We start from the raw sequence: 20,231 nt of genomic DNA, 5'->3' as shown, positions 1-20,231 counted from the left end.
CCATCCGGAGGACACCACCCGGCGAGGATAGTGGGTGCCGCGGGGGTCCGCCCGGCTGCCTCGCGAGAGCCGTACCGGTCGCCTTTGCGCCGCCCGCCCGGCGGCGGCCGCGCGAGCACCGTCAGCCCGTGCCCAACCGGCCCAGCAGCTCCGCGTGCAGCGGCCCGTTGCTGGCCAGCGCGCTGCCGCCGGCCGGCCCCGGCCGGCCGGTCAGGTCGGTGAACGTCCCACCGGCCTCGGTCACGATCGGGATCAGCGCGGCCAGGTCCCACAGCGACAGCTCGGGCTCGGCCATCGCGTCCACCGCGCCCTCGGCGACCAGCATGTACCCGTAGAAGTCGCCGTAGGCGCGGCTGCGCCAGCTCTCCCGCAGCACGTCGAGCATCGCGTCCAGCCGGCCGGCCTGCTCCCAGCCGGGCAGCGACGAGTAGCAGACGCTGGCGTCGGCCAGCCGGCGGACGCCGGAGACGGAGATCGCGGCGGCGCCGGCCTGGTGCCGTCCCGCGTACGCGCCGTGCCCGGTGGCGGCCCACCAGCGGCGGCCGAGCGCCGGCGCGGAGACCAGGCCCACCACCGGCTGGTCGCCGTCCATCAGCGCGATGAGCGTCGCCCAGATCGGTACGCCCCGGACGAAGTTCTTCGTACCGTCGATCGGGTCGATCACCCACTGCCGGTCGCCGTTGCCGCCCTGCACCCCGTACTCCTCGCCGAGGACGCCGTCGCGGGGGCGGCTGCGCGCCAGCGTGCCCCGGATGGCCCGCTCCACGTCGGTGTCCGCGTCACTGACCGGGGTGAGGTCGGGCTTCGACTCGACCCGCAGGTCCAGCGCGCGGAACCGGGACATCGAGATGGTGTCGGCGGTGTCGGCCAGCACGTGTGCCAGGGCCAGGTCGTCCGTGTAGCGGGCCATGGCGGAAAGGTAGCCGACCGTGCCGACCGGGCCGGGCGGTGGACGCGCGTGTCGCACCGGGCGGGACGGGACCCGCCCTACTCCGTCTCACCGGCGCGGGAGGCCAGCAACCGGCGGTACGAGGCCAGCCGGCGGGGATCGGCGTTGCCGGCCGCCACCCAGGCGTCCAGCGCGCACTCCGGCTCGCCCGCGGTGTGCTCGCAGTTCGGTGGGCAGTCCAGGGTCCCCGGTACCAGGTCCGGGAAGCCGTGCAGCACGCTCTGCGCGTCCACGTGCGCCAGCCCGAAGCTGCGCACCCCCGGGGTGTCGACGATCCAGCCGGGCCGGTCCGCGGCCGGCGCCGGCAACCGCAGCGCCACCGCGCTGGTCGAGGTGTGCCGTCCCCGGCCGATCGCGCTCACCGTGCCGACCGCCCGCTCGGCGGCCGGCACCAGCCGGTTCACCAGGGTCGACTTGCCCACCCCGGAGTGGCCCACCAGCACCGAGACCTGGCCGGCCAGCCGCTCGCGCAGCGCGGCCAGGTCGGAGCCCGGGCTGACCAGGACGTACGGCAGGTCCAGCTCGGCGTAGTAGTGCAGCACGGTGTCCGGACCGGCGAGGTCGGCCTTGGTGAGGCAGAGCAGCGGGGCGATGTCGGCGTCGTACGCGGCCACCAGACAGCGGTCGATGAAGCCGGTCCGCGGGGGCGGGTCGGCCAGCGAACTGACGATCACCAACCGGTCGGCGTTGGCCACCACCACCCGTTCGATGCGTCCCTCGGCGGTGGTCTCGTCGTCGTCGGCGGTGCGCCGCAGCACCGAGCGGCGTTCGTCGATCCGGACGATCCTGGCCAGCGCGCCGGGCGCCCCCGAGACGTCGCCCACCAGCGACACCCGGTCACCGACCACCACCGAGCGGCGGCCCAGCTCGCGGGCGCGCATCGCGGTGACCGTACGCTCCGGCCCGCCGGCCCCGTCGTCGACCACACAGGTGTAGCGGCCCCGGTCGACGGCCACCACGAACCCCTCGACCGCGTCCGAGTGCCGGGGCCGGGTGCGGGTGCGGGGGCGTGACGAACGGCCGGGCCGGACCCGGACGTCATCCTCGTCGTACTCCCGTCGCCTGCCTGCCAGAGCCGCCCCCTCGCGCCCGCCGGGTGATCAGCTCTTGCCGGCCACCATCGCTGACCATAGTGCCGGGAACTCGGGCATGGTCTTGGAGGTACACGCCACGTCGTCCAGTTCGATGCCCGGCACCACCAGCCCGATCAGCGAGGCGGCGTGCGCCATCCGGTGATCGTCGTAGGTCCGGAACATGCCGCCGCGCATCGGCCGTGGCCGGATCTCCAGGCCGTCGGTGGTCTCGCAGATGTCGGCGCCCAGCGCCGACAGCTCCCGGGCCAGCGCCGCCACCCGGTCCGTCTCGTGCCCCCGGATGTGGCCCACGCCGGACAACCGGGACGGCGAGTCGGCGAGGGTGGCCAGCGCGGCCAGCGCCGGCGTCAGCTCGCCCACGTCGGACAGGTCCGCGTCCAGGCCGTGCAGGCGGCCACCGCCGCGCACGGTGAGCCCGTCGGTGCCGAGCACCACCTCGCCGCCCATCTGCCCGAGCAGCGCGCGCAGCCGGTCCACCGGCTGCGCGCTGCTGCGCGGCCAGTCCCGCAGCGTCACCTCGCCGTCGGTGATCAGCGCCGCCGCGAAGAACGGGACGGCGCCGGAGAGGTCCGGCTCGATGTCCCAGCCCCGCCCGGAGAGCCGGCCCGGCTCGACCGCCCAGACGTCCGGGGTGCTGTCGTCGACCCCGGCCCCGGCGGCCCGCATCATCTGCACGGTCATCCGCAGGTGTGGCGCGGAGGGCACCGGCCGGCCGACGTGCCGCACCACCAGGCCGCGGTCGAACCCGGCGGAGGCCAGCAGCAGCCCCGAGACGAGCTGGCTGGACGCCGACGCGTCGATGATCACCTCACCGCCGGCGACCCGTCCGGTGCCGTGCACGGTCAGCGGCAGCCCGTCGCCGGGCGCGGCGTCGATGCGTACGCCGAGGGCGCGCAGGGCCCCCACGAGCGGGCCGAGGGGGCGCAGCCGGGCATGCGGGTCGCCGTCGAAGGTGATCGTGCCGGTGGCCAGGCCGGCGACGGGGGGCAGGAAGCGCATCACGGTGCCGGCGAGGCCGACGTCCACGTGTGCCGGTCCCTGCAGGTGGTGCGGGCGGACCAGCCACCGTTCGTCGTCGACCACCGACACGTGCGCGCCCATCGCCCGCAGGCCGGCCCCCATCAGCTCGGTGTCCCGGGCGCGCAGCGGCCGGCGCAGTGTGGAGGGCCCGCCCGCGCACGCGCTCAACACCAGCGCGCGGGCGGTCATCGACTTCGAACCGGGCAGCCGCAGGGTCGCCTCGACCGGCCCGGTGGCGGTCGGCGCGGTCCACGGTTGCGGGGGGCGGATCGCGGTCAGGTTGGGCACGGATACATTCTGCCGGGTCACCCCGACGAAGTGTGATCGTGCGGAGCGCCCCTCCCGGCTGGCGGGACATCGGGCGTCGTCGAGGCGTCGAGGCCGGGACGCCCGGTCACCGGGCCGCTCCGGAGGGCCGGAGCGGCGCGAGCCGTGTCCGACACCCTCTAACGTGGGCGCCATGTGTGGGAGGTACGCGACGACCCGGGGCGCGGCCGAGCTGGGCGCGCTCTTCGACGCCGGTGACGACACCGGCGGGCTGGCGCCCGACTACAACGTCGCGCCGACCGATCCGGTGCCGGTGGTCCGGCTGTCCTCGACCGGGCAGCGGCGGCTCGCGACGGCGCGGTGGGGGCTGGTGCCGCACTGGGCGCCGGACCCGACCGGCGCCGCTCGCATGATCAACGCTCGGGCCGAGACGGTCGCGACCAGCCGGGCGTTCGCCCGTTCGTTCGCCCGCCGGCGCTGCCTGATTCCCGCCGACGGCTGGTACGAATGGGTCCGGCGGGACGGCGGCCGGCAGCCGTACTTCATGACCCCGCGGGACGGGTCGGTGCTGGCCTTCGCCGGGATCTGGTCGCCCTGGTCGGCCGGGCGGGGCGCAGCGCGGGCGGATCCGGGCGCGGTCGACGCGGCCGGGCCGCACCGGGGCTCCTCGACGCTGCTCACCTGCGCGATCATCACCCGACCGGCGATCGGCGAGCTGGCCCGGGTACACGACCGGATGCCGCTGATCCTGCCCGCGCAGCGGTGGTCGGCCTGGCTCGCCGGCGGCGGGCACGCGGTCGGGGACCCCGACCCCGACCCCGACCGTGACCTCGACCGTGACCCGGCCGGGGGTCGGGCGGTGCGGGGGTCGGCGCCCGGCCCGGCAGCGTCGCGGCCGGCCGCCCGGCCGATGTCGACGGAGTCGGCGATCAGTCCGAAATCGACAGACGCGGCCGGGCTGCTGGCGCCACCGCCGGCGGCGTTGGTGGCCGGTCTGGAGATCCGGCCGGTCGGTCGCGCGGTGGGCGACGTCCGCAACGACGGGCCGGGTCTGATCACCCCGCTGCCGGACCCGGAAACGGGGCCGGAGGAGCCCGTCCGGCTGACGCTTTTCTGAGCTTCTTTGGCCGTATTTGATCACCACTCAGGGTGATTTTTCGGCGGCTTTTGCACCGTCTTGCGGCATAACGTCGCTCGATCTTTCAGCCAGGATTTCGTGAGGACTCTTGTTTGTTCCCGCGCGGGTGCGATAGAACACAGCGCCGGCAATGGATGTCAGTTCGCACCGGGCGAGTGGCGCCCACCGATGGTGCCGGACCCACGGGGGAGGTGGGTTGATGTGACACGGGCGCGCATGCCCCGGCCGCACGAAGTCGACGCCGCGCGTCGGGATCCGAGACTGCTCAGAGCCCTGCGCGAACGGCAGTCCGACGATGCCTGGCGCATCCGTGGCGCCTGCCAGAGCGTGGACCCGGAGACCTTCTTCCCGGCGCCCAACGAACCGGCCGACGCCGCCGTCGCGCTCTGCCGTACCTGCGATGTGCAGGGCGCGTGCCTGGCCTGGGCGCTGGAGGTCGGGGACTGCCACGGCGTCTGGGGCGCGACGACGCCGCGGGAACGGCGGGCCATGCTGCTGGCCTGGCGCGGCCAGGTGGAGCGGGATCCGGATGCCGCGGACGAGCCCGGCCCGCCGGTGCGGGACCGCCTGCTCACCCTGGTGCCGCTCGGCCGGTGACCGGTACGGGCGGGTGACCGGTACGGGCCGGTGACCGCCAGGGGCGGGTGGCCGGCCGGGATGCGCCGACGAATCGCCGGCCCCGGACGGCAGAATCCCGGGCATGCTGCGCGTGGAACCGTTCGCCACCCCGGTCGGACCGGCCGAGGTGGTGCATGACGTACCCGACGGGTCGCCGGTGAGCCTTCTCGTGCTCGGACACGGCGCCGGCGGCACCGTCGACGCGCCGGACCTGGCGGCCGTGACCGCGGCCGTCGTCTGGGCCGGGGTGCTGGTGGCGCGGGTGACCCAGCCGTACCGGGTGGCCGGTCGGCGGGCGCCGGCGCCCGCCGACCGGCTCGACGAGGCGTGGTCGGCCGTGGTGGCCGCCCTGCGCGGCCGTTCCGGCCCGCCGCTGCCGCTGGTGGTGGGCGGCCGGTCCAGCGGCGCCCGGGTGGCCTGCCGGACCGCCCGGAGCGTGGGCGCGGCCGGCGTGCTGGCCCTGGCGTTCCCCGCGCACCCACCGGGTCGGCCCGAGCGGTCCCGGGACGGCGAGCTGGACACCGGCCTGCCGACGCTGGTGATCAACGGGGATCGGGACGCGTTCGGGGTGCCGGCCGCACCGCCGGGAGTACTCGTCCGGATCCGCCCCGGTGAGCGGCACGACCTGCGGGGCGACCCGGCCGGTACGGCGGAGCTGGCGCTCGGCTGGCTGCGCGAGCGCGGCTGGGCGCGCTGAGCGTGCCGCGCCGGCACGCCCCGGGCGCGCTGAGCGCGCCGCGGCGGCACGCCCGGACGCCCGTTTCCGTGCCCCGCAGTGATCGTTGCTCTCTCTGGTGGCGGCCGTCGCACTCGGCGCCGTCGCCGTCCTCCCAGGCCCTTCCTGGTCCCAGCGGTGGCCGATGCCACGGCTGGGACCAGGGATGTGGGGCCGCGCCGTGGAATGTGCGGGCGGCTGGATCGCGTTGACACTCGCGGACGTGCTTTTCCGAGCGAGGGAGTCGATCCGGTGCCGACCGGGACATGGAGCAGGGAGCGCAGTGACCGGGTGCAGCGGCTGCTGACCGGGCCGGAGTGGTCGCCGGTGGGTCCGGCGGCGCCCGCGCCGGCACGCGGCGCGGCGCAGTCGCCGGCACGCGGCGCGGCAGCCGAACGCCGGGCAGCCGCCGGAACCGAATCTGCCGCTGGTGGTTTACGCGTATCCTCGGCGGGACAGTCGACTCTGCGGAAGCCGGCTGGAGAGCGAGGAGACGTTCGGTTGACACGACCGGAGAAGACGGACGAGCGTCGGGCGCGGTTCGAGCGCGACGCGCTGCCCTTCGTCGACCAGCTCTACGCCGCCGGGCTGCGGATGACCCGTAACCCCGCGGACGCGGAGGACCTGGTCCAGGAGACCTACCTGAAGGCGTTCGCCGCCTTCCACCAGTTCGAAGAGGGCACCAACCTCAAGGCGTGGCTGTACCGGATCCTCACCAACACGTACATCAACTCCTACCGCAAGCGGCAGCGGCAGCCGGTGCAGGCTCCGACCGAGGAGATCACCGACTGGCAGTTGGCCGAGGCGGAGTCGCACACCTCCAGCGGCCTGCGGTCGGCCGAGACCGAGGCGCTCGACCGGCTGCCGGACAGCGACGTGAAGACGGCGCTCCAGCAGCTGCCGGAGGAGTTCCGGCTGGCGGTCTACCTGACCGACGTCGAGGGCTTCTCCTACAAGGAGGTGGCCGAGATCATGGGCACCCCGATCGGTACGGTGATGTCGCGACTGCACCGGGGGCGGCGGAACCTGCGCAAACTGCTCGAACAGTACGCTGCCGAGCGAGGGTTCAGCGCGGCCCCGTCCACCCGTGCCGCCGCGGCGAGCCGGGAGGTGTGAGCGGATGAGCAGCGAGAAGCGCGGGCACGACCACGCGAACTGTCGCGAGGTGCTGGCGCAGGTCTACCTCTACCTCGACCTGGAGTGCGCGGACGCGCGCCGGGTGCAGATCCGGGAGCACCTCGACGGATGCTCGCACTGCCTGCGCGAGTACGGCATCGAGCAGGAGGTCAAGGCCCTCGTCGCACGCTGCTGCGGCGACGAGAAGGCGCCGGTCGAGCTGCGGGAGCGGCTCCGGATCCGGCTGGCCGAACTGGTCGTCGAGACCGATGCCCGGGAGTACCTGCCCGAGTGAGCGTGCCGTCGGGAGTGGCTGCCCGGAAACTTCCGCCCGAGTGAGCCCGCCCGGCCCAGCCGTCCGCGCGGACAGTGGGCCGGGTGACCCGTCAGGAGTTGGGGCGCTTGCCGTGGTTGGCCGCGCTCTTCTTGCGAGCCTTCTTCTTGCGGGACTTCTTGGCCATCCGGCTGTTCCTCTCCATCGGCGGGACGTGGTGACCCGCCGATGGTAGTCGGGCCCGGTCGGCCGTCGCAGCGGACCGCCGCATGATTGGATACCGTTCCAGACACTCGGGATAGACGAGGGAGGGCCGCATCACATGGCCGACGAGATCCGCGCCGAGATGGTGGCGAACGTGTGGAAGGTCGTCGCCTCCGCGGGCGACTCCGTTTCCGAGGGTGACACGCTGGTCATCCTCGAATCCATGAAGATGGAGATCCCCGTCGTCGCCGAGTCGGACGGCGTGGTGGCGCAGCTTGCCGTCAACGAGGGGGACGTGGTCCAGGACGGTGACCTGATCGCCGTGATCGAGTGAGCGTGCTGGTCCGGGCCGCCGGACCAGCGGATTTCGCCGCGATCGCCCGGCTGACCGTGGCCGCGTACGAGGCCGATGGGCAGCTCGCCGGCGGGCACGGCTACCAGCGGGTGCTCGCCGACGTCCCGGCTCGGGCCGTGGCCGGCGAGCTGCTGGTGGCGGTGGATCCCGCCGGCCCGGTGCTCGGCTCGGTCACCTTCGTGCTGCCCGGTTCGCCGTACGCGGAGCTGGCCGGCCCGGGTGAGGCCGAGTTCCGGATGCTGGCGGTCGATCCGGCCGCCCAGGGCCGGGGCGCCGGTGCCGCGCTGGTGGCCGCGTGCCTCGACCGGGCCGTGGCCGCCGGCTGCACCGCGGTGGTGATCTGCGTCCGCAGCTTCTCGGCACCCGCCCGGCGGCTGTACGCGCGGTACGGCTTCGTCCGGCTCCCCGAGCGGGACTGGTCGCCGGTGCCCGGCGTGGACCTGCTGGCGCTGCGGTTGGCGCTGCCGACCGCGGGCACGGCCGGTAGCGCTGCCGGCAGTGCGGCCGGTGGGTCGGGCGAACTGGTCGGGTAGCGCCGGCGGCGGATCCTGGTCGCTGCGTCAGGGTCCTCGGTCGGTCGAGGACCCTGACGCGGACGCCGGTCGAGGCCCTAGCCGGCTTCCGCGCCGCTGGCGTTCCGGTCCAGCAGCTCGAACGCGACGGCCAGCGCCGCGCTGCGCCGTTCCTGCTCGTCGACGTTCGGCCCGCGCAGGGCGAACCAGCTGGTGTGCACCGCGAAGAGCGCGAGGATCGCCCGGAGCTGGTTGGTGGGCGACGCGTCACCGCCGGCCAGCACGTCGGCCAGCTGGGTCATCCGGTCCCGCATCATCTGCCCGGCGGTCAGGCTCTTGAGCACCGTCTGGTTCTGCTCGAAGAAGTGCATCACCCGGTGGCTGTGTCCGCCGAAGATCTCGTCGGCGTACTCCTCGATCAGGTCCCGCCGGTTGGCGGCGTCGCGCGGCCGTTCCTGGGCCCGTGCCACCAGCTCGTCGATCCGGTCGATCCGGTCCTGGACGAAGCTGTTGACGATGTCGTCCTTGCTCTTGAAGTGGTAGTAGAGCGCCGCCTTGGTGACGCCGAGCCGCTCGGCGATCTCGCGGAGCGAGGTCCGCTCGTACCCCTGCTCCGTGAAGAGTTCCAGCGCCACCTCCTGAATCCGCGATCGGGTGTCGCCTGTGCTCTCGCTCACCAAAGCCGCCTAACTCGGTTGACCGCCGTAGGCGCCAAACTTACCGTACGGCTAGTAAGATAACTAGCCGGCCGGCAAGTAAGCGCATCCGCGCAATGGGGGACCTAACTGATGACGGACACCATCCAGGCCAGTGCGGCACGACCCAACGTCCGGGTCGTGCTCGGCGGCCTCATGATCGCGATGATGCTCGCGATGCTCGACAACATGATCGTCAGCACCGCGCTGCCCCGCATCGTGGGCGAGTTCGGTGGACTCAACCACTTCACCTGGGTGGTCACCTCGTACGTGCTCGGCACGACCGTCTCCACGCCCATCTGGGGCAAGCTGGGCGACCTGTACGGGCGCAAGGCCGTCTTCCTCACCTCGATCGTGATCTTCCTGATCGGGTCGGCGCTCTGTGGAATGTCCGGTTCCTCGATGTTCGGCGGCCCGGCCGACGGGATGGTCCAGCTCATCGCGTTCCGCGCGGTGCAGGGGCTGGGCGCGGGCGGCCTGATGGTCGGCGTCATGGCGATCATCGGTGACCTCGTGCCGCCCCGCGAGCGGGGGCGCTACCAGGGCATGATCGCCGGCATCATGGCCATCGCCATGGTGGCCGGGCCGCTCATCGGCGGCTTCATCACCGACCACCTGTCCTGGCGCTGGGCGTTCTACGTCAACCTGCCGCTGGGCGGCATCGCGCTGCTGGTCCTGGCCAGCACCATGCACCTGCCGAGGTACCGCACCGAACACAAGATCGACTGGTGGGGCGCCGGCCTGCTGTCCGTCGGCATCACCGCCATCGTGCTGATCACGACCTGGGGCGGCAACGAGTACGCCTGGGGCTCGGCGCAGATCCTCGGCCTGGCCGTGCTCGCGCTGCTGAGTCTGGTGGCGTTCGGGATCGTCGAGCGTCGGGTGCCGGAACCCATCCTGCCGCTGGGGCTGTTCACCAACCGCAACTTCGCGCTGATCTCGGTGATCGGCTTCCTGCTCGGCTTCTCGATGTTCGGCGCGATGAACTTCCTGCCGCTGTTCCAGCAGACCGTGCAGGGCGCCTCGGCGACCAACAGCGGCCTGCTGCTGCTCCCGCTGATGTTCGGCATGCTGGTCGTGTCCATCGTGGTGGGCCGGTTGATCACCCGCACCGGCCGTTACCGGATCTTCCCGATCATCGGCGGCGTGGTGATGACGGCCGGCATGGCGCTGCTCACCCTGCTGGACGTGCACACCAGCAAGGTGGAGCTGTCGATGTACATGGTGGTGCTCGGCGTCGGGATGGGTTTCCTCATGCAGACGTCGATGCTGATCGCGCAGAACAGCGTCGAGCAGCGCGACCTGGGCGCCGCGAGCGGGGCGGCCACCTTCTTCCGGTCGATCGGCGGATCCTTCGGGATCTCGCTGTTCGGCGCCATCTTCACCAGCCGGCTCGCCGCCTCCAGCGCGGGCCAGTTCCTCGCCCAGTCCGGTGGTTCCGGCGGCGCCGGGATGAACCCGGCCGACCTCAAGAAGCTGGTCGGTCCGGTTCGCGAGGCGGTGCTCGGCGGCCTCGCCGACTCGATCTCCGGGGTCTTCGGCTGGGCGGTCCTGTTCACGGTGGCCGTGCCGGTGCTCGCCTGGTTCATCAGGGAGATCCCGCTGCGCGGCTCCACGGACCGCGAGCCGACCGGGTCGCCGGAGGAGCAGGCCGAGACCGCGCTCGCCGAGGCGCCGGTGCACTAGCGTGTTTCACCTGTGAACACGCCCTGGCCCCGGGGAAGGTCCCGCCGATCTACCGGCGGGTGAGCCGGCGCCAGAGCCGGGCCAGCGGATTCGACCGGGACCGGCGGCGGACACCCAGCAACCGACGGGTGGCCGCCGCCGTTCCGGTGTCCACGTCCGGGGTGGCCAGCACCAGCCAGCCCAGCGAGTGCAGCACGGAGACCGGGCGGCTGCGGGCGACCGTGACGGCGTCGGTCAGCCGGTCGGTGGCGGTGCGGGCCACCTCGGCCCGGACGGTCGGATCCACCCAGGCGTAGGTCACCATGGCGAACAGGGCGGCCTCGGACACCCAGTCCTCGACCCCCCAGACCAGGTCCAGCAGTACCTGTCGCCGGGTCGAGCGGGGCCACGGTTCGTCCGTGCGGTGGTGCAGCAGGCCGAGGCAGGCCCAGACCTGGACGGACCGTACCCACAGGGTCGGATCGTGGTCGCGCAGCGAGCGACCGAGTTGGCTCTCCGGCGCCGCGGGCGGATGGACCAGCAGCCCGAGCAGGTCGTCCAGGCTCACGGTGGCCAGCGCCACGGCGTCGTCGTACGCGGCCGGCGGATGCCGCCAGGCCGGCCGGGCGAGCTGCCGGATCCGCTCCGCCGCGGCCCTCGACGGCTCCGGCACCGCGGGAAGCGCCTCGGTGCCCTCGTACCGCCAGAGCCGCCGCCCGCCGGGCCGGCGCGGTTGCCGCGGATCCGGTTCCGGCACGGCCTCGATGTGCGGTTGCATCCCGGGCGCGGTCCGGCGCATCGCGCGCATCGCGCTCGGCGGCTCCAGGCCGCTCAGCCGGATCCGGCCGCGGGCCGCCAGGCCGGCGTCGCCCCGGCCGTGGCCGTCGGCCAGCATCCGGCGCAGCATCCCAACCACCGCCTCCTCGGCCAGCGGCACCCGACCCAGCCACGGTTCCGCGGCGCAGCACTCGGCCAGGTCGGTGTGTTCGTGCGAGTCGTCCGGATGTTCGCGCTGGAAGTCGGCGAGCGCGACCAGATGCCGCAGTTCGCCGTCGCGGCGGTGCCGCAGCCGGTGCGCCGTGTGCACCGCGCAGTCGAACGTCGGGTCCCGTTCCAGCGCCCGGTCGGTCCAGGCCAGCGCCTCGTCCAGCCGGCCGCTGTCGGCGAGCGTGCCGGCGATGTCGGCGTAGATGGAAAGGTCGTCCGGGTCGTACGCGACCGCGCGGTAGAGCGCGTCCAACGCCTCGTCGATCCGCCCGGCACTGCGCTGGGCGTACCCGAGCCACACCTCGCCGAGCTTCGACGGGGCGACGCGTACCCCGTCGGCCGCCCAACGGACCGCGAGTGGGATCTCGTCGAGCCGCCGGGCCAGGGCCGAGGCCGCACCGAGCAGCAGCGCCGCCCGGGGATGCCGGGCGATCGCCCGCTCGGCCAGCCGCAGGTACGGCCGCAGGGCGCCGTGACTGGGCGGCGGCGCCGGGTCGCCGATGCCCGCGCAGATCCGCATGAGCACCCCGGCCAGCCGGTCCGGGTGGACCTGCTCGACCAGTCCGGGGGAGCAGACCCAGGGCACGCCGGCCCAGTTCACCCCCGGCACGTGGCCGGTGGCCACGGCCAGCAGTTCCAACCCCTCCATCGGTCGTCCGGCGGCGGCCAGCAGGTGCGCCCGGGCCACGATCGTGCCGATGAAGGGATGCTGGCGCAGCGGGAACAGGTCGAGACCGCCGCCGGAGCGGGCGGCGAGCCGGGCGAGCAGCTCGTGCGCCTCGGGCAGCGTGGGCGCGTGTGCCAGGGCGCCGGCCACGTGCCCGGCGGCATGGTCCAGGTCCCCTCGGCCAGGGCCGATCGGGCCAGCGTCAGCTCACCCTCGGCCGAGCGGCGAGAGTCGTCCATTCCCTCGGGCACCGCGCCGAACTCTCCGTCCTGTTGGCCCTGCGCTGGGTGGGCAGCCTAGGGGGTGTCCGGTGGATCTACAAGCGGGTCGCGGTCGGTCCGCCGGGCGCCCGGCGGTGCGGGCGATCCGGCGGGCATTGCCGCGGTTTCGAGTGATCCACCGCGCAGTGGCTGCGCGTTTGTGATCGATGTGTTGCTGTTCCCGGCTGAAACGTGCAAGGATGCTCAGCAATCGCGCGAGGATTGCGCAGTACGGGGATGGGTACGCCGGTACGGCCGGCAGGGACGGAGGCGGCCATGACCCGACCGGGATCCGGAATGGCGGCGGACATCGCCGAGCAGCCGACCGGCTACGCCCGGCTGCTCGAACCGGACCAGTCGCGCGCGATCGCCGAGGTCGCGCGGACCATCGCCGAGCGGCGTCCCCGGCACGTGGTCTACGCCGCCCGGGGCACCTCGGACCATGCCGCGCTCTACGCCGCCTACCTCACCGAGATCCGGCTCTCGCTGCCCGCCGGCCTCGCCTCGCCGAGCACCATGACCCTGTTCGGCGCCCGCCCCGACCTGTCGGACGCGCTCGTCGTGGGGGTGAGTCAGAGCGGCGGCTCGGCCGACCTGGCCGAGGTGCTCCGGGTGGCCCGCGGGTCCGGCGCGCTCACCCTCGCGGTGACCAACGCCCCCGACTCGACGCTCGCCGGCACCGCCGAACTCGCCGTCGACATCGCCGCCGGGCACGAACGGGCGGTGGCCGCCACCAAGACGTACACCGCCGAACTGCTCGCGCTGCTGATGCTCGTCGAGGGCATCCGGGCCGGCGACGGCCGGCTGCCCGACGCCGAACGCGCCGCCCTGGACACGCTGCCCGAGCTGGCCGAGCGGACCCTGGCCGATCCCGCCGCCGCGGCGTTGGCGCCGCGCTACCGGTTCGCCGCCCAACTGGTCACCACCGGCCGCGGCTACGCGTACCCCACCGCCCGGGAGGCGGCGCTCAAGCTGATGGAGACCTCCTACCTGCCGGCGCTCGCCTTCTCCGGCGCCGACCTGCTGCACGGGCCGCTCGCGATGACCGATCCCGACGTACCGGTGCTGGCCCTGGTGGGCTCCGGACCGGGCGGCGAGGCGATGCGCGCCGTGCTGCCCCGGCTGGCCGAGCGGGGCGCGGACGTGGTCACCGTCGGCTCGGCGCGGGTGCCCGGCGCGGCCCGGATCGCGGTGCCCGAGGTGGACGAGCGGTACGCCCCGCTGCTGGACATCCTGCCGATGCAGCAGCTCGCGCTGGCGTTGGCGCTGGCCCGCGGCGAGGATCCGGACGCCCCGCGCGGGCTCAAGAAGGTCACCAGCACCCACTGATCTCCCGGTCCGGTCTCCCGGTCCGGTCTCCCGGTCCGGGCGGCGCGCCGGGCCGGGCGAGCGACCCGCGGACGCCGGCATGGCACGCTTGCCTCGTGTCCACCCTCCGTGACCTCGCCGAGGAACACACCGCACTGCGGCCCGGCGACATCGATCACCTGCACCGGATAGCCGGTGACTGGCAGTTGCTGTCCGACCTGTCCTTCGCGGACCTGCTGCTGTGGGTGCCGGTGGACGGCGACGAGTCGTTCCTGTGCGTCGCGCAGGTCCGGCCCACCACCGCCCCGACGGCGTACCAGGACGACCAGGTCGGCCGGATCGTCGGCGGTCCCGAGGTTGCGCACCTGAGCATCGCCTACAGCCAGGGCCGGATCTGGCGGGAGGGCGACCCGGTCTGGTACGGCGACACGCCAGCCCGGCACGAGGCCATCCCGGTCCGGCTGCGCACCGCCGAGGGCGAGGCCGGGGACGTGATCGGGGTGATCGGCCGGGACACCAACCTGTCCACCGCGCGGACCCCCAGCCAGCTGGAGCTGAACTACCTGACCACGGCCGACGACCTGGCCCAGATGGTCGCCGACGGCACCTTCCCGCCGCCCCGGCACCCCGGCGAGACCACCTCGGCGCCGCGGGTGGGCGACGGCCTGGTCCGGCTGGACGCCAGCGGCAAGGTGACGTACGCGAGCCCGAACGCCCAGTCCGCGTACCGCCGGCTGGGGTTCTCCTCACACCTCATCGGCGAGGACCTGGCCGGCCTGAACGGCCGGCTCGCGGCCGATCCGCTGGACGGCACCGAGGCCTCCAACGCCGTACTGGCGGCGCTGCGCGGTGAGGCACCCCGGCGCCGGGAGATCGAGGCGCGCGGGGCGACCGTACTGACCCGGGCGCTGCCGCTGATGCCGGCCGGGGTGCCGATCGGCGCGCTGGTCCTGGTCCGCGACATGACCGAGGTACGTCGCCGGGACCGCGCGCTGATGACCAAGGACGCCACGATCCGGGAGATCCACCACCGGGTGAAGAACAACCTTCAGACGGTGGCCGCCCTGCTGCGCCTCCAGGCGCGCCGGGTGGACAGCCCGGACGCCCGGGCCGCGCTGGAGGAGTCCGTCCGCCGGGTGGCCTCGATCGCCCTGGTGCACGAGACCCTCTCCATGTCCAGCGACGAGGTGGTGGAGTTCGACGGCATCCTCGACCGGGTGGCCGCGGCCGCCGGCGAGGTCGCGGCGACCGGCTTCACGGTACGGATGCGCCGGCAGGGCTCCTTCGGGGTGTTGCCGGCGGAGCTGGCCACCTCGCTGGTGATGGTGCTGAACGAGCTGCTGCTCAACGCCGTCGAACACGGGTTCCCGGTCGACGGCCCGGACCCGGTGGGCGAGCCGCCGGCCGAGGTGGTGGTCTCGGCGCACCGGTTCCGCAAGCAGCTGCACGTGTCGGTGGCGGACAACGGCCGCGGCCTGCCCGAGGGCTTCGACCGGGAGCGCAGCGGGCGACTCGGCCTCCAGATCGTCCGGGCACTGGCCACCGGGGAACTGTGCGGCACCATCGAGCTGCGCAACCGGGCCGACCGCGGCACCGAGGCGATCCTGGTGGTCCCGCTCCGGTGGCCGAAGCGGGCCGGCTGACCGGGCCGGGCTGACGTGCCGGCCGATCGGGCCGGCTGATCCGGCCGGCCCGCCGGATCAGCCGCGCCGCACGAGCAGCCGGACGGTCAGCCCCGGCACCGTCCACTGGCGGTCCAGGACGTAGCCGTCGTCCAGCGCCGCGGCCTTGCGGTCCGGCATCTCCTCCATCGGATCGGTACGCTCGCCGACCCCGAGCAGCCAGATCCGGTCGGTGCCGGCCAGGCAGGCCGCCGGGTCGGAGCACTCGCTGGCCCACAGCGTGCCGCGCTGCTGTGCCGACCGCCTGAGCAGGACGTCCCTCGGGATCCGGTCGCCGAGGTGGTAGGCCATGGCGATGTCCAGGAACGCCCAGTCGCCCCGGTCCGGATAGACGATGCCGTCGCCCGGCCGCTCGTTCTCGTCGATGATCCGGGCCGCCGCCGAGTACGCCCGGGGTGCCGACCGGGGCCACTCGTGGGTGGAGCGCAGGCCCAGTTGGGAGTTGGCGCCCAGAAACGCGACCACGGACACGATCGCCAGCAGCGCCGCCGGGCGTATCCGGTCCATGGTCGCGGCGGCCAGCAGGGTGAGCAGCGGCACGGTGAAGATCAGGTACCGGGCCACGAACACCGGCTGCTGCTGGCCGGCGAAGAAGATCACCACGACCGGGCCGAGCGCGGCCAGCCCGAGGATGCCGCCCCACCGGCCGCGCTGCGCCCACCCGAGCGCGGCCAGGCCCAGGATCAGGCCGCCCACGGCGGCGCTGCCGAACACCCCGCCCGGCAGGTCGGGCAGCGCCTCGATCTTCGCCGGCGGTACCCAGTCGAGCTGGGTGGCGCTCTGGTGCCGCCCCAACCACAGCAGCGGAGACACCCCGATCCCGACCACCACCGCGCTGACCAGCCAGCCGGGCAGCGGCCGGCGGCCGGCCACCCGGGGCGCGGTGAGGACCGCCACCGCGTGCCCCAGGAGCAGCAGCAGCATCAACAGGTTCGCCAGGGCCAGCCCGTAGAGGGCGAGGGCGTACCCGGCCCAGCGCCGGAACGTGGGCCGTTCCAGGGCGCGGACCAGCAGCAACGTGGAGGTGACCGCGAACAGCATGGCGAACCCGTAGCCGCGGGCCTCCTGGGCGTACCGGGAGGTGATCGGCAGGACCGCGTACAGCAGCCCGGCGCTCACCCCGACCCGTGGCCCGAACAGCCGGCGGCCCAGGACGGTGAGCACGGCGCAGGAGACGACGATCGCCACGAGCGAGGGCAGCCGCATGGCCAGCGCCGAGTCCCCGGTGATCCGGATCCAGCACCACATCAGCAGGTAGTACGGCGAGGTGACCGCGTCGATGTGGTTGGCCAGCCGCAGCACCTCGTGGAGCGGCCGGCTGGCGGCGCTCCAGGTGGCCAACTCGTCCCGCCACGGCTCGGCCTGGCCGGGCCGTACCCCGACGATCGCCAGGGTGACCAGGGCCGGCCACAGCCAGTAGAGCCGGCTCGCCCACTCCATCGCCACCCGCGGCACCGGGCCGAGGTCCCGGGCGACCGGCTCGGCCTCCGGAACGGTCCGCGCGCCGATTCCGGGGGTGTCGCCGGGCCGCTCCGGCGGCTCCGGCCGGTCGGCAGCCACGGAGTCCGGGTCCTCGCCCCGGCCACCGGTGAGCGTGGTCCTCGACCGCATCCAGCCCGCCCTTCCCCCCGCCGCCAACCCCACGGCGCCACGTACTTCCCCAGTCCAGCTCATCACATGCCAGACGCGCCGACCCGCCGACCGGCTGCATCCATCAGGCTTCGGGTTACCGGCAGGTGAGACCCCGCCCACGCTTCCCTGGCCGCGGCCGGTCCGATATGGCAGCATGACGGGCATGACCGCCGCCGTCGAGCGCCGCTTCGTGGCCCGCCGCCACGTAGATTACGGGCGCGTGCGCAGCGCGATCTGTCCGGCCCTCTGACGCTCCGGACCCTCGACCGTTCCGGGCGTGCCGCGCCGGTTTGAGGACATCGTCGTTCCCCGGCTCCACCCCCGCGGTGGGAGCGGACCGTCGCCCAGGTCACGCCCCCCAATCCGTACCGCGGGACAGCCAACGGAGGACCTTGCGATGGCCGACAGCACCCCGGCACGACCCACCTCCCGCCCGAGCCCCGGCGCCGCCAGGCGCCCCGGGCGTCCGCGCGGCGAGGGCCAGTGGGCACTGGGGCACCGGGAGCCCCTGAACGCCAACGAGCGGCTCAAGAAGGACGACGACGCGCTCAACGTGCGCGCCCGGATCGAGAACATCTACGCGCACCGCGGCTTCGCCTCCATCGACCCGGCCGACCTGCGCGGGCGGTTCCGTTGGTGGGGGCTCTACACGCAGCGCCGCCCCGGCATCGACGGCGGCCGCACGGCCGTGCTCGAACCGCACGAGCTGGAGGACGAGTACTTCATGCTCCGGGTCCGGGTGGACGGCGGGCAGCTCAGCGTGGACCAGTTGCGCGCCATCGCCGAGATCTCCGAGCGGTACGCCCGCAACACCGCCGACGTCACCGACCGGCAGAACATCCAACTGCACTGGGTGCGCATCGAGGACGTACCGGCGATCTGGCGGCGGCTGGAGGCGGTCGGGCTGCAGACCACCGAGGCGTGCGGCGACTCGCCGCGGGTGGTGCTGGGTAGCCCGGTGGCGGGCGTCGCGGAGTCCGAACTGATCGACGCGACCCCGGCGGTGGAGGAGATCGTCCGGCGGTACGTGGGCAACCCGGAGTTCTCGAACCTGCCCCGCAAGTTCAAGACCTCGATCTCCTGGCTGGCCGACGTCCCGTACGAGGTGAACGACGTCTCGTTCCTCGGCGTGCGGCATCCGGAGCACGGGCCGGGCTTCGACCTCTGGGTGGGCGGTGGCCTGAGCACCAACCCGATGCTGGCCCAGCGGCTCGGGGTGTGGGTGCCGCTGGCCGAGGTCCCGGAGGTCTGGGCCGGGGTGATCGGCATCTTCCGCGACTACGGCTACCGGCGGCTGCGCAACCGGGCCCGGTTGAAGTACCTGGTCGCCGACTGGGGTGTGCAGCGGTTCCGGGACGTGCTGGAGAAGGAGTACCTCGGCCGGACCCTGCTCGACGGACCGCCGCCGGAGCTGCCGGAGAAGCCGATCGACCACATCGGCGTGCATCCGCAGCGGGACGGCCGCCGGTACGTGGGCGTGGCCCCGGTGGTGGGCCGGATCTCCGGCAGCCAGCTCGCCGAACTGGCCGACGTGGCCGCCACGCACGGCAGCGGCCGGGTCCGGCTGACCCCGTACCAGAAGTTGCTGGTGCTCGACGTGCCGGACGAGCAGGTCGGGCCGCTGGTCGGGGCGCTGCGCCGGATCGGGCTGGAGGCCGAGCCGTCGGCCTGGCGGCGCGACACGATGGCCTGCACCGGGATCGAGTTCTGCAAGCTGGCGATCGTCGAGACCAAGGCCCGCGGCGCGGAGCTGGTGGCGCACCTGGAGGAGCGGCTGGGCCGGGGCGAGCTGGGTGACGCCGGGATCTCGATCCACCTGAACGGCTGCCCGAACGCCTGCGCCCGGACCCAGACCGCGGACATCGGGCTCAAGGGTCAACTGGTGGTCGGCCCGGACGGCCGGCAGGTGGAGGGGTTCCAGGTCCATCTCGGCGGCGGGCTGGGCATGGCCCGCGACCGCACCGCCGGCTTCGGCCGCAAGCCGCGCGGGCTGAAGACCACCGCCGAGGAGCTTCCCGGGTACGTCGAGCGGCTGACCCGCCGGTACCTGGCCGGTCGGTCCGGGGACGAGTCGTTCGCCCAGTGGGCCGCCCGGGCACCGGAGGAGGAACTGCGATGAGTGAGAGCCGGGCCGTCCCGTTCTACTGCCCGTACTGCGGCGAGGAGGACCTCCGGCCGCACGCGGACTCCCACGGTGCCTGGGAGTGCCGGGCCTGCGCCCGGGTCTTCACCGTTCGGTTCACCGGCCTCCTGTCGAGAGGGACGAACCCGTGAGCACGAGGAGCGAGGCGCGGCGGAGCATGGTCCGCAGCGGGCCGGTCTCGGCCGCGAACCTGAACCTGGTGCGGTTCGGGCCGGCGCCCGATCCGCAGCGGCGCAGTCCCGAGGAGCTGCGGGAGATCGCCGAGCGGGCCGGTCGGGAACTGGCCGAGGCGCCCGCCGAGCGGATCGCCGAGTGGGCCGCCAGCACCTTCGGCGAGCGGTTCTGCGTGACCAGCTCGATGGCCGACGGCGTGCTGGCGCACCTGGTGTCCCGGGTGGCGCCGGGGGTGGACGTGGTGTTCCTGGACACCGGGCTGCACTTTCCGGAGACGCTGCGGGTGCGCGACACGGTCGCCCGGACCCTGCCGGTCAACGTGCGCTCCATCCGGCCCCGCCGGACGGTCGGCCAGCAGGACGGCGACCACGGGCCGCGGCTGTTCTCCCGGGCACCGGACGAGTGCTGCGCGCTGCGCAAGATCGAGCCGTTGGAGCGCGCGCTGGCCGACTACGACGCCTGGGCCGCCGGGCTGCGCCGGGACGAGTCGCCGACCCGGGCCAACACGCCGGTGGTGGGCTTCGACCCGCGGCGCGGGAAGGTCAAGGTGAACCCGATCGCCGCGTGGACCCAGGCGGACGTCGACCGGTACGTGTCCCGGTGGAACGTGCCGGTCAACGAGTTGTTCCGGCAGGGCTACTCGTCGATCGGCTGCTGGCCGTGCACCCGGCGGACGAAGGCCGGCGAGGACCCGCGGGCCGGCCGGTGGGCGATGTTCGACAAGACCGAGTGCGGTCTGCACGCGTGATTTCGAGC

General features: G+C 73.8%; 19 protein-coding genes and 1 pseudogene. 13 read left to right on the top strand and 7 right to left on the bottom strand.

The genetic code is table 11. The annotated features are described in order from the left end of the window. Positions 1 to 121: 121 nt before the first annotated feature. The 3 genes from hisN to aroA all read right to left on the bottom strand — a co-directional run bounded on the left by hisN (position 122) and on the right by aroA (position 3,351). Positions 122 to 910, bottom strand: coding sequence for a histidinol-phosphatase (gene hisN, locus CIK06_RS24150; RefSeq protein WP_095566730.1), 789 nt, complete (start codon positions 908 to 910; stop codon positions 122 to 124). Positions 911 to 987: 77 nt separating this feature from the next. Beyond that, the gene (gene rsgA, locus CIK06_RS24145; protein WP_232533832.1) at positions 988 to 1,908 is read right to left on the bottom strand and encodes a ribosome small subunit-dependent GTPase A; all 921 of its coding nucleotides are present in this window, start codon (positions 1,906 to 1,908) and stop codon (positions 988 to 990) included. A 141-nt stretch (positions 1,909 to 2,049) separates the two neighbouring features. Next, the gene (gene aroA / locus CIK06_RS24140; RefSeq protein WP_095566728.1) at positions 2,050 to 3,351 is read right to left on the bottom strand and encodes a 3-phosphoshikimate 1-carboxyvinyltransferase; all 1,302 of its coding nucleotides are present in this window, start codon (positions 3,349 to 3,351) and stop codon (positions 2,050 to 2,052) included. Between the two features lie 172 nt (positions 3,352 to 3,523). Here aroA and CIK06_RS31630 point away from each other — a divergent pair, with 172 nt between their 5' ends. The 5 genes from CIK06_RS31630 to rsrA all read left to right on the top strand — a co-directional run bounded on the left by CIK06_RS31630 (position 3,524) and on the right by rsrA (position 7,212). Beyond that, a complete protein-coding gene (locus CIK06_RS31630) occupies positions 3,524 to 4,447 on the top strand; it encodes an SOS response-associated peptidase (protein ID WP_232533831.1) in 924 nt (307 codons plus the stop codon). 222 nt (positions 4,448 to 4,669) lie between these two features. Continuing rightward, on the top strand, positions 4,670 to 5,065 hold the full coding sequence (locus CIK06_RS24125; protein WP_095566727.1) for a WhiB family transcriptional regulator: 396 nt from the start codon (positions 4,670 to 4,672) through the stop codon (positions 5,063 to 5,065). Between the two features lie 103 nt (positions 5,066 to 5,168). Further along, complete coding sequence (locus tag CIK06_RS24120; protein ID WP_095566726.1) at positions 5,169 to 5,783, top strand: alpha/beta family hydrolase; 615 nt, start codon at positions 5,169 to 5,171, stop codon at positions 5,781 to 5,783. A 270-nt stretch (positions 5,784 to 6,053) separates the two neighbouring features. Continuing rightward, positions 6,054 to 6,917 (top strand): sigma-70 family RNA polymerase sigma factor, encoded by an 864-nt coding sequence (locus tag CIK06_RS24115; RefSeq protein WP_095566725.1) that lies wholly within the window; start codon positions 6,054 to 6,056, stop codon positions 6,915 to 6,917. 4 nt (positions 6,918 to 6,921) lie between these two features. Then, entirely contained in the window at positions 6,922 to 7,212 is a 291-nt protein-coding gene (gene rsrA, locus CIK06_RS24110) for a mycothiol system anti-sigma-R factor (protein ID WP_095566724.1), read from the top strand. Positions 7,213 to 7,303: 91 nt separating this feature from the next. On the opposite strand, the gene CIK06_RS32620 is transcribed toward rsrA, so the two are convergent. Beyond that, positions 7,304 to 7,378: a 50S ribosomal protein bL37 gene (locus CIK06_RS32620; protein WP_369814844.1), complete on the bottom strand. Its 75-nt coding sequence runs from the start codon at positions 7,376 to 7,378 to the stop codon at positions 7,304 to 7,306. A 135-nt stretch (positions 7,379 to 7,513) separates the two neighbouring features. On the opposite strand from CIK06_RS32620, the gene CIK06_RS24105 reads away from it, so the two are divergent. Beyond that, entirely contained in the window at positions 7,514 to 7,729 is a 216-nt protein-coding gene (locus CIK06_RS24105; RefSeq protein WP_095566723.1) for a biotin/lipoyl-binding carrier protein, read from the top strand. Next, complete coding sequence (locus tag CIK06_RS24100) at positions 7,726 to 8,283, top strand: GNAT family N-acetyltransferase (RefSeq protein ID WP_095566722.1); 558 nt, start codon at positions 7,726 to 7,728, stop codon at positions 8,281 to 8,283. The genes CIK06_RS24105 and CIK06_RS24100 overlap by 4 nt, the downstream gene beginning before the upstream one ends. Before the next feature lie 77 nt (positions 8,284 to 8,360). Here the strand turns inward: CIK06_RS24100 and CIK06_RS24095 are convergent, their stop codons facing one another. After that, complete coding sequence (locus CIK06_RS24095; protein ID WP_095566721.1) at positions 8,361 to 8,939, bottom strand: TetR/AcrR family transcriptional regulator; 579 nt, start codon at positions 8,937 to 8,939, stop codon at positions 8,361 to 8,363. 111 nt (positions 8,940 to 9,050) lie between these two features. Here CIK06_RS24095 and CIK06_RS24090 point away from each other — a divergent pair, with 111 nt between their 5' ends. Then, positions 9,051 to 10,643 carry an MDR family MFS transporter gene (locus tag CIK06_RS24090; protein WP_095566720.1) on the top strand — a complete coding sequence of 531 codons (1,593 nt, stop codon included), beginning with the start codon at positions 9,051 to 9,053 and terminating at the stop codon, positions 10,641 to 10,643. A gap of 49 nt (positions 10,644 to 10,692) precedes the next feature. On the opposite strand, the pseudogene CIK06_RS24085 reads toward CIK06_RS24090, so the two are convergent. After that, positions 10,693 to 12,515, bottom strand: a pseudogene (locus CIK06_RS24085) (tetratricopeptide repeat protein). A gap of 318 nt (positions 12,516 to 12,833) precedes the next feature. Here CIK06_RS24085 and CIK06_RS24080 point away from each other — a divergent pair. Both CIK06_RS24080 and CIK06_RS24075 read left to right on the top strand, forming a co-directional pair. Then, positions 12,834 to 13,865: an SIS domain-containing protein gene (locus CIK06_RS24080; RefSeq protein ID WP_095566719.1), complete on the top strand. Its 1,032-nt coding sequence runs from the start codon at positions 12,834 to 12,836 to the stop codon at positions 13,863 to 13,865. Between the two features lie 95 nt (positions 13,866 to 13,960). After that, positions 13,961 to 15,487, top strand: coding sequence for a sensor histidine kinase (locus tag CIK06_RS24075; protein WP_095566718.1), 1,527 nt, complete (start codon positions 13,961 to 13,963; stop codon positions 15,485 to 15,487). A 57-nt stretch (positions 15,488 to 15,544) separates the two neighbouring features. On the opposite strand, the gene CIK06_RS24070 is transcribed toward CIK06_RS24075, so the two are convergent. Further along, entirely contained in the window at positions 15,545 to 17,137 is a 1,593-nt protein-coding gene (locus tag CIK06_RS24070) for a glycosyltransferase family 39 protein (protein ID WP_232533829.1), read from the bottom strand. Between the two features lie 418 nt (positions 17,138 to 17,555). Between CIK06_RS24070 and CIK06_RS24065 the strand changes: the two genes are divergently transcribed. From CIK06_RS24065 to CIK06_RS24060, 3 genes are read left to right on the top strand one after another with little or no spacing between them, the layout of a single operon-like run. After that, positions 17,556 to 19,277 carry a nitrite/sulfite reductase gene (locus CIK06_RS24065; protein WP_095566717.1) on the top strand — a complete coding sequence of 574 codons (1,722 nt, stop codon included), beginning with the start codon at positions 17,556 to 17,558 and terminating at the stop codon, positions 19,275 to 19,277. Continuing rightward, complete coding sequence (locus CIK06_RS30295) at positions 19,274 to 19,432, top strand: hypothetical protein (RefSeq protein ID WP_198347991.1); 159 nt, start codon at positions 19,274 to 19,276, stop codon at positions 19,430 to 19,432. Before CIK06_RS24065 ends, CIK06_RS30295 begins: the two co-directional genes overlap by 4 nt. Positions 19,433 to 19,458: 26 nt before the next feature. Next, positions 19,459 to 20,223, top strand: coding sequence for a phosphoadenylyl-sulfate reductase (locus tag CIK06_RS24060; RefSeq protein WP_095566716.1), 765 nt, complete (start codon positions 19,459 to 19,461; stop codon positions 20,221 to 20,223). The last annotated feature ends 8 nt before the right edge of the window (positions 20,224 to 20,231 follow it).

It is taken from the genome of Plantactinospora sp. KBS50 (genome assembly GCF_002285795.1).
Classification (GTDB): domain Bacteria; phylum Actinomycetota; class Actinomycetes; order Mycobacteriales; family Micromonosporaceae; genus KBS50.
The sequence above is the reverse complement of the archived record's forward strand: the minus strand, read 5'-3'. Positions and strand labels throughout refer to the sequence as shown.

What these genes read in the sequence shown, in the direction of transcription:
- CIK06_RS24080 (WP_095566719.1), top strand. Translation starts at nt 12,834, where the DNA reads ATGGCGGCGGACATCGCCGAGCAGCCGACCGGCTACGCCCGGCTGCTC.
- CIK06_RS24070 (WP_232533829.1), bottom strand. Translation starts at nt 17,137, where the DNA reads ATGCGGTCGAGGACCACGCTCACCGGTGGCCGGGGCGAGGACCCGGAC.
- CIK06_RS24105 (WP_095566723.1), top strand. Translation starts at nt 7,514, where the DNA reads ATGGCCGACGAGATCCGCGCCGAGATGGTGGCGAACGTGTGGAAGGTC.
- CIK06_RS24065 (WP_095566717.1), top strand. Translation starts at nt 17,556, where the DNA reads ATGGCCGACAGCACCCCGGCACGACCCACCTCCCGCCCGAGCCCCGGC.
- hisN (WP_095566730.1), bottom strand. Translation starts at nt 910, where the DNA reads ATGGCCCGCTACACGGACGACCTGGCCCTGGCACACGTGCTGGCCGAC.
- CIK06_RS24120 (WP_095566726.1), top strand. Translation starts at nt 5,169, where the DNA reads ATGCTGCGCGTGGAACCGTTCGCCACCCCGGTCGGACCGGCCGAGGTG.
- CIK06_RS31630 (WP_232533831.1), top strand. Translation starts at nt 3,524, where the DNA reads ATGTGTGGGAGGTACGCGACGACCCGGGGCGCGGCCGAGCTGGGCGCG.
- CIK06_RS24090 (WP_095566720.1), top strand. Translation starts at nt 9,051, where the DNA reads ATGACGGACACCATCCAGGCCAGTGCGGCACGACCCAACGTCCGGGTC.
- CIK06_RS24060 (WP_095566716.1), top strand. Translation starts at nt 19,459, where the DNA reads ATGGTCCGCAGCGGGCCGGTCTCGGCCGCGAACCTGAACCTGGTGCGG.
- rsrA (WP_095566724.1), top strand. Translation starts at nt 6,922, where the DNA reads ATGAGCAGCGAGAAGCGCGGGCACGACCACGCGAACTGTCGCGAGGTG.
- CIK06_RS30295 (WP_198347991.1), top strand. Translation starts at nt 19,274, where the DNA reads ATGAGTGAGAGCCGGGCCGTCCCGTTCTACTGCCCGTACTGCGGCGAG.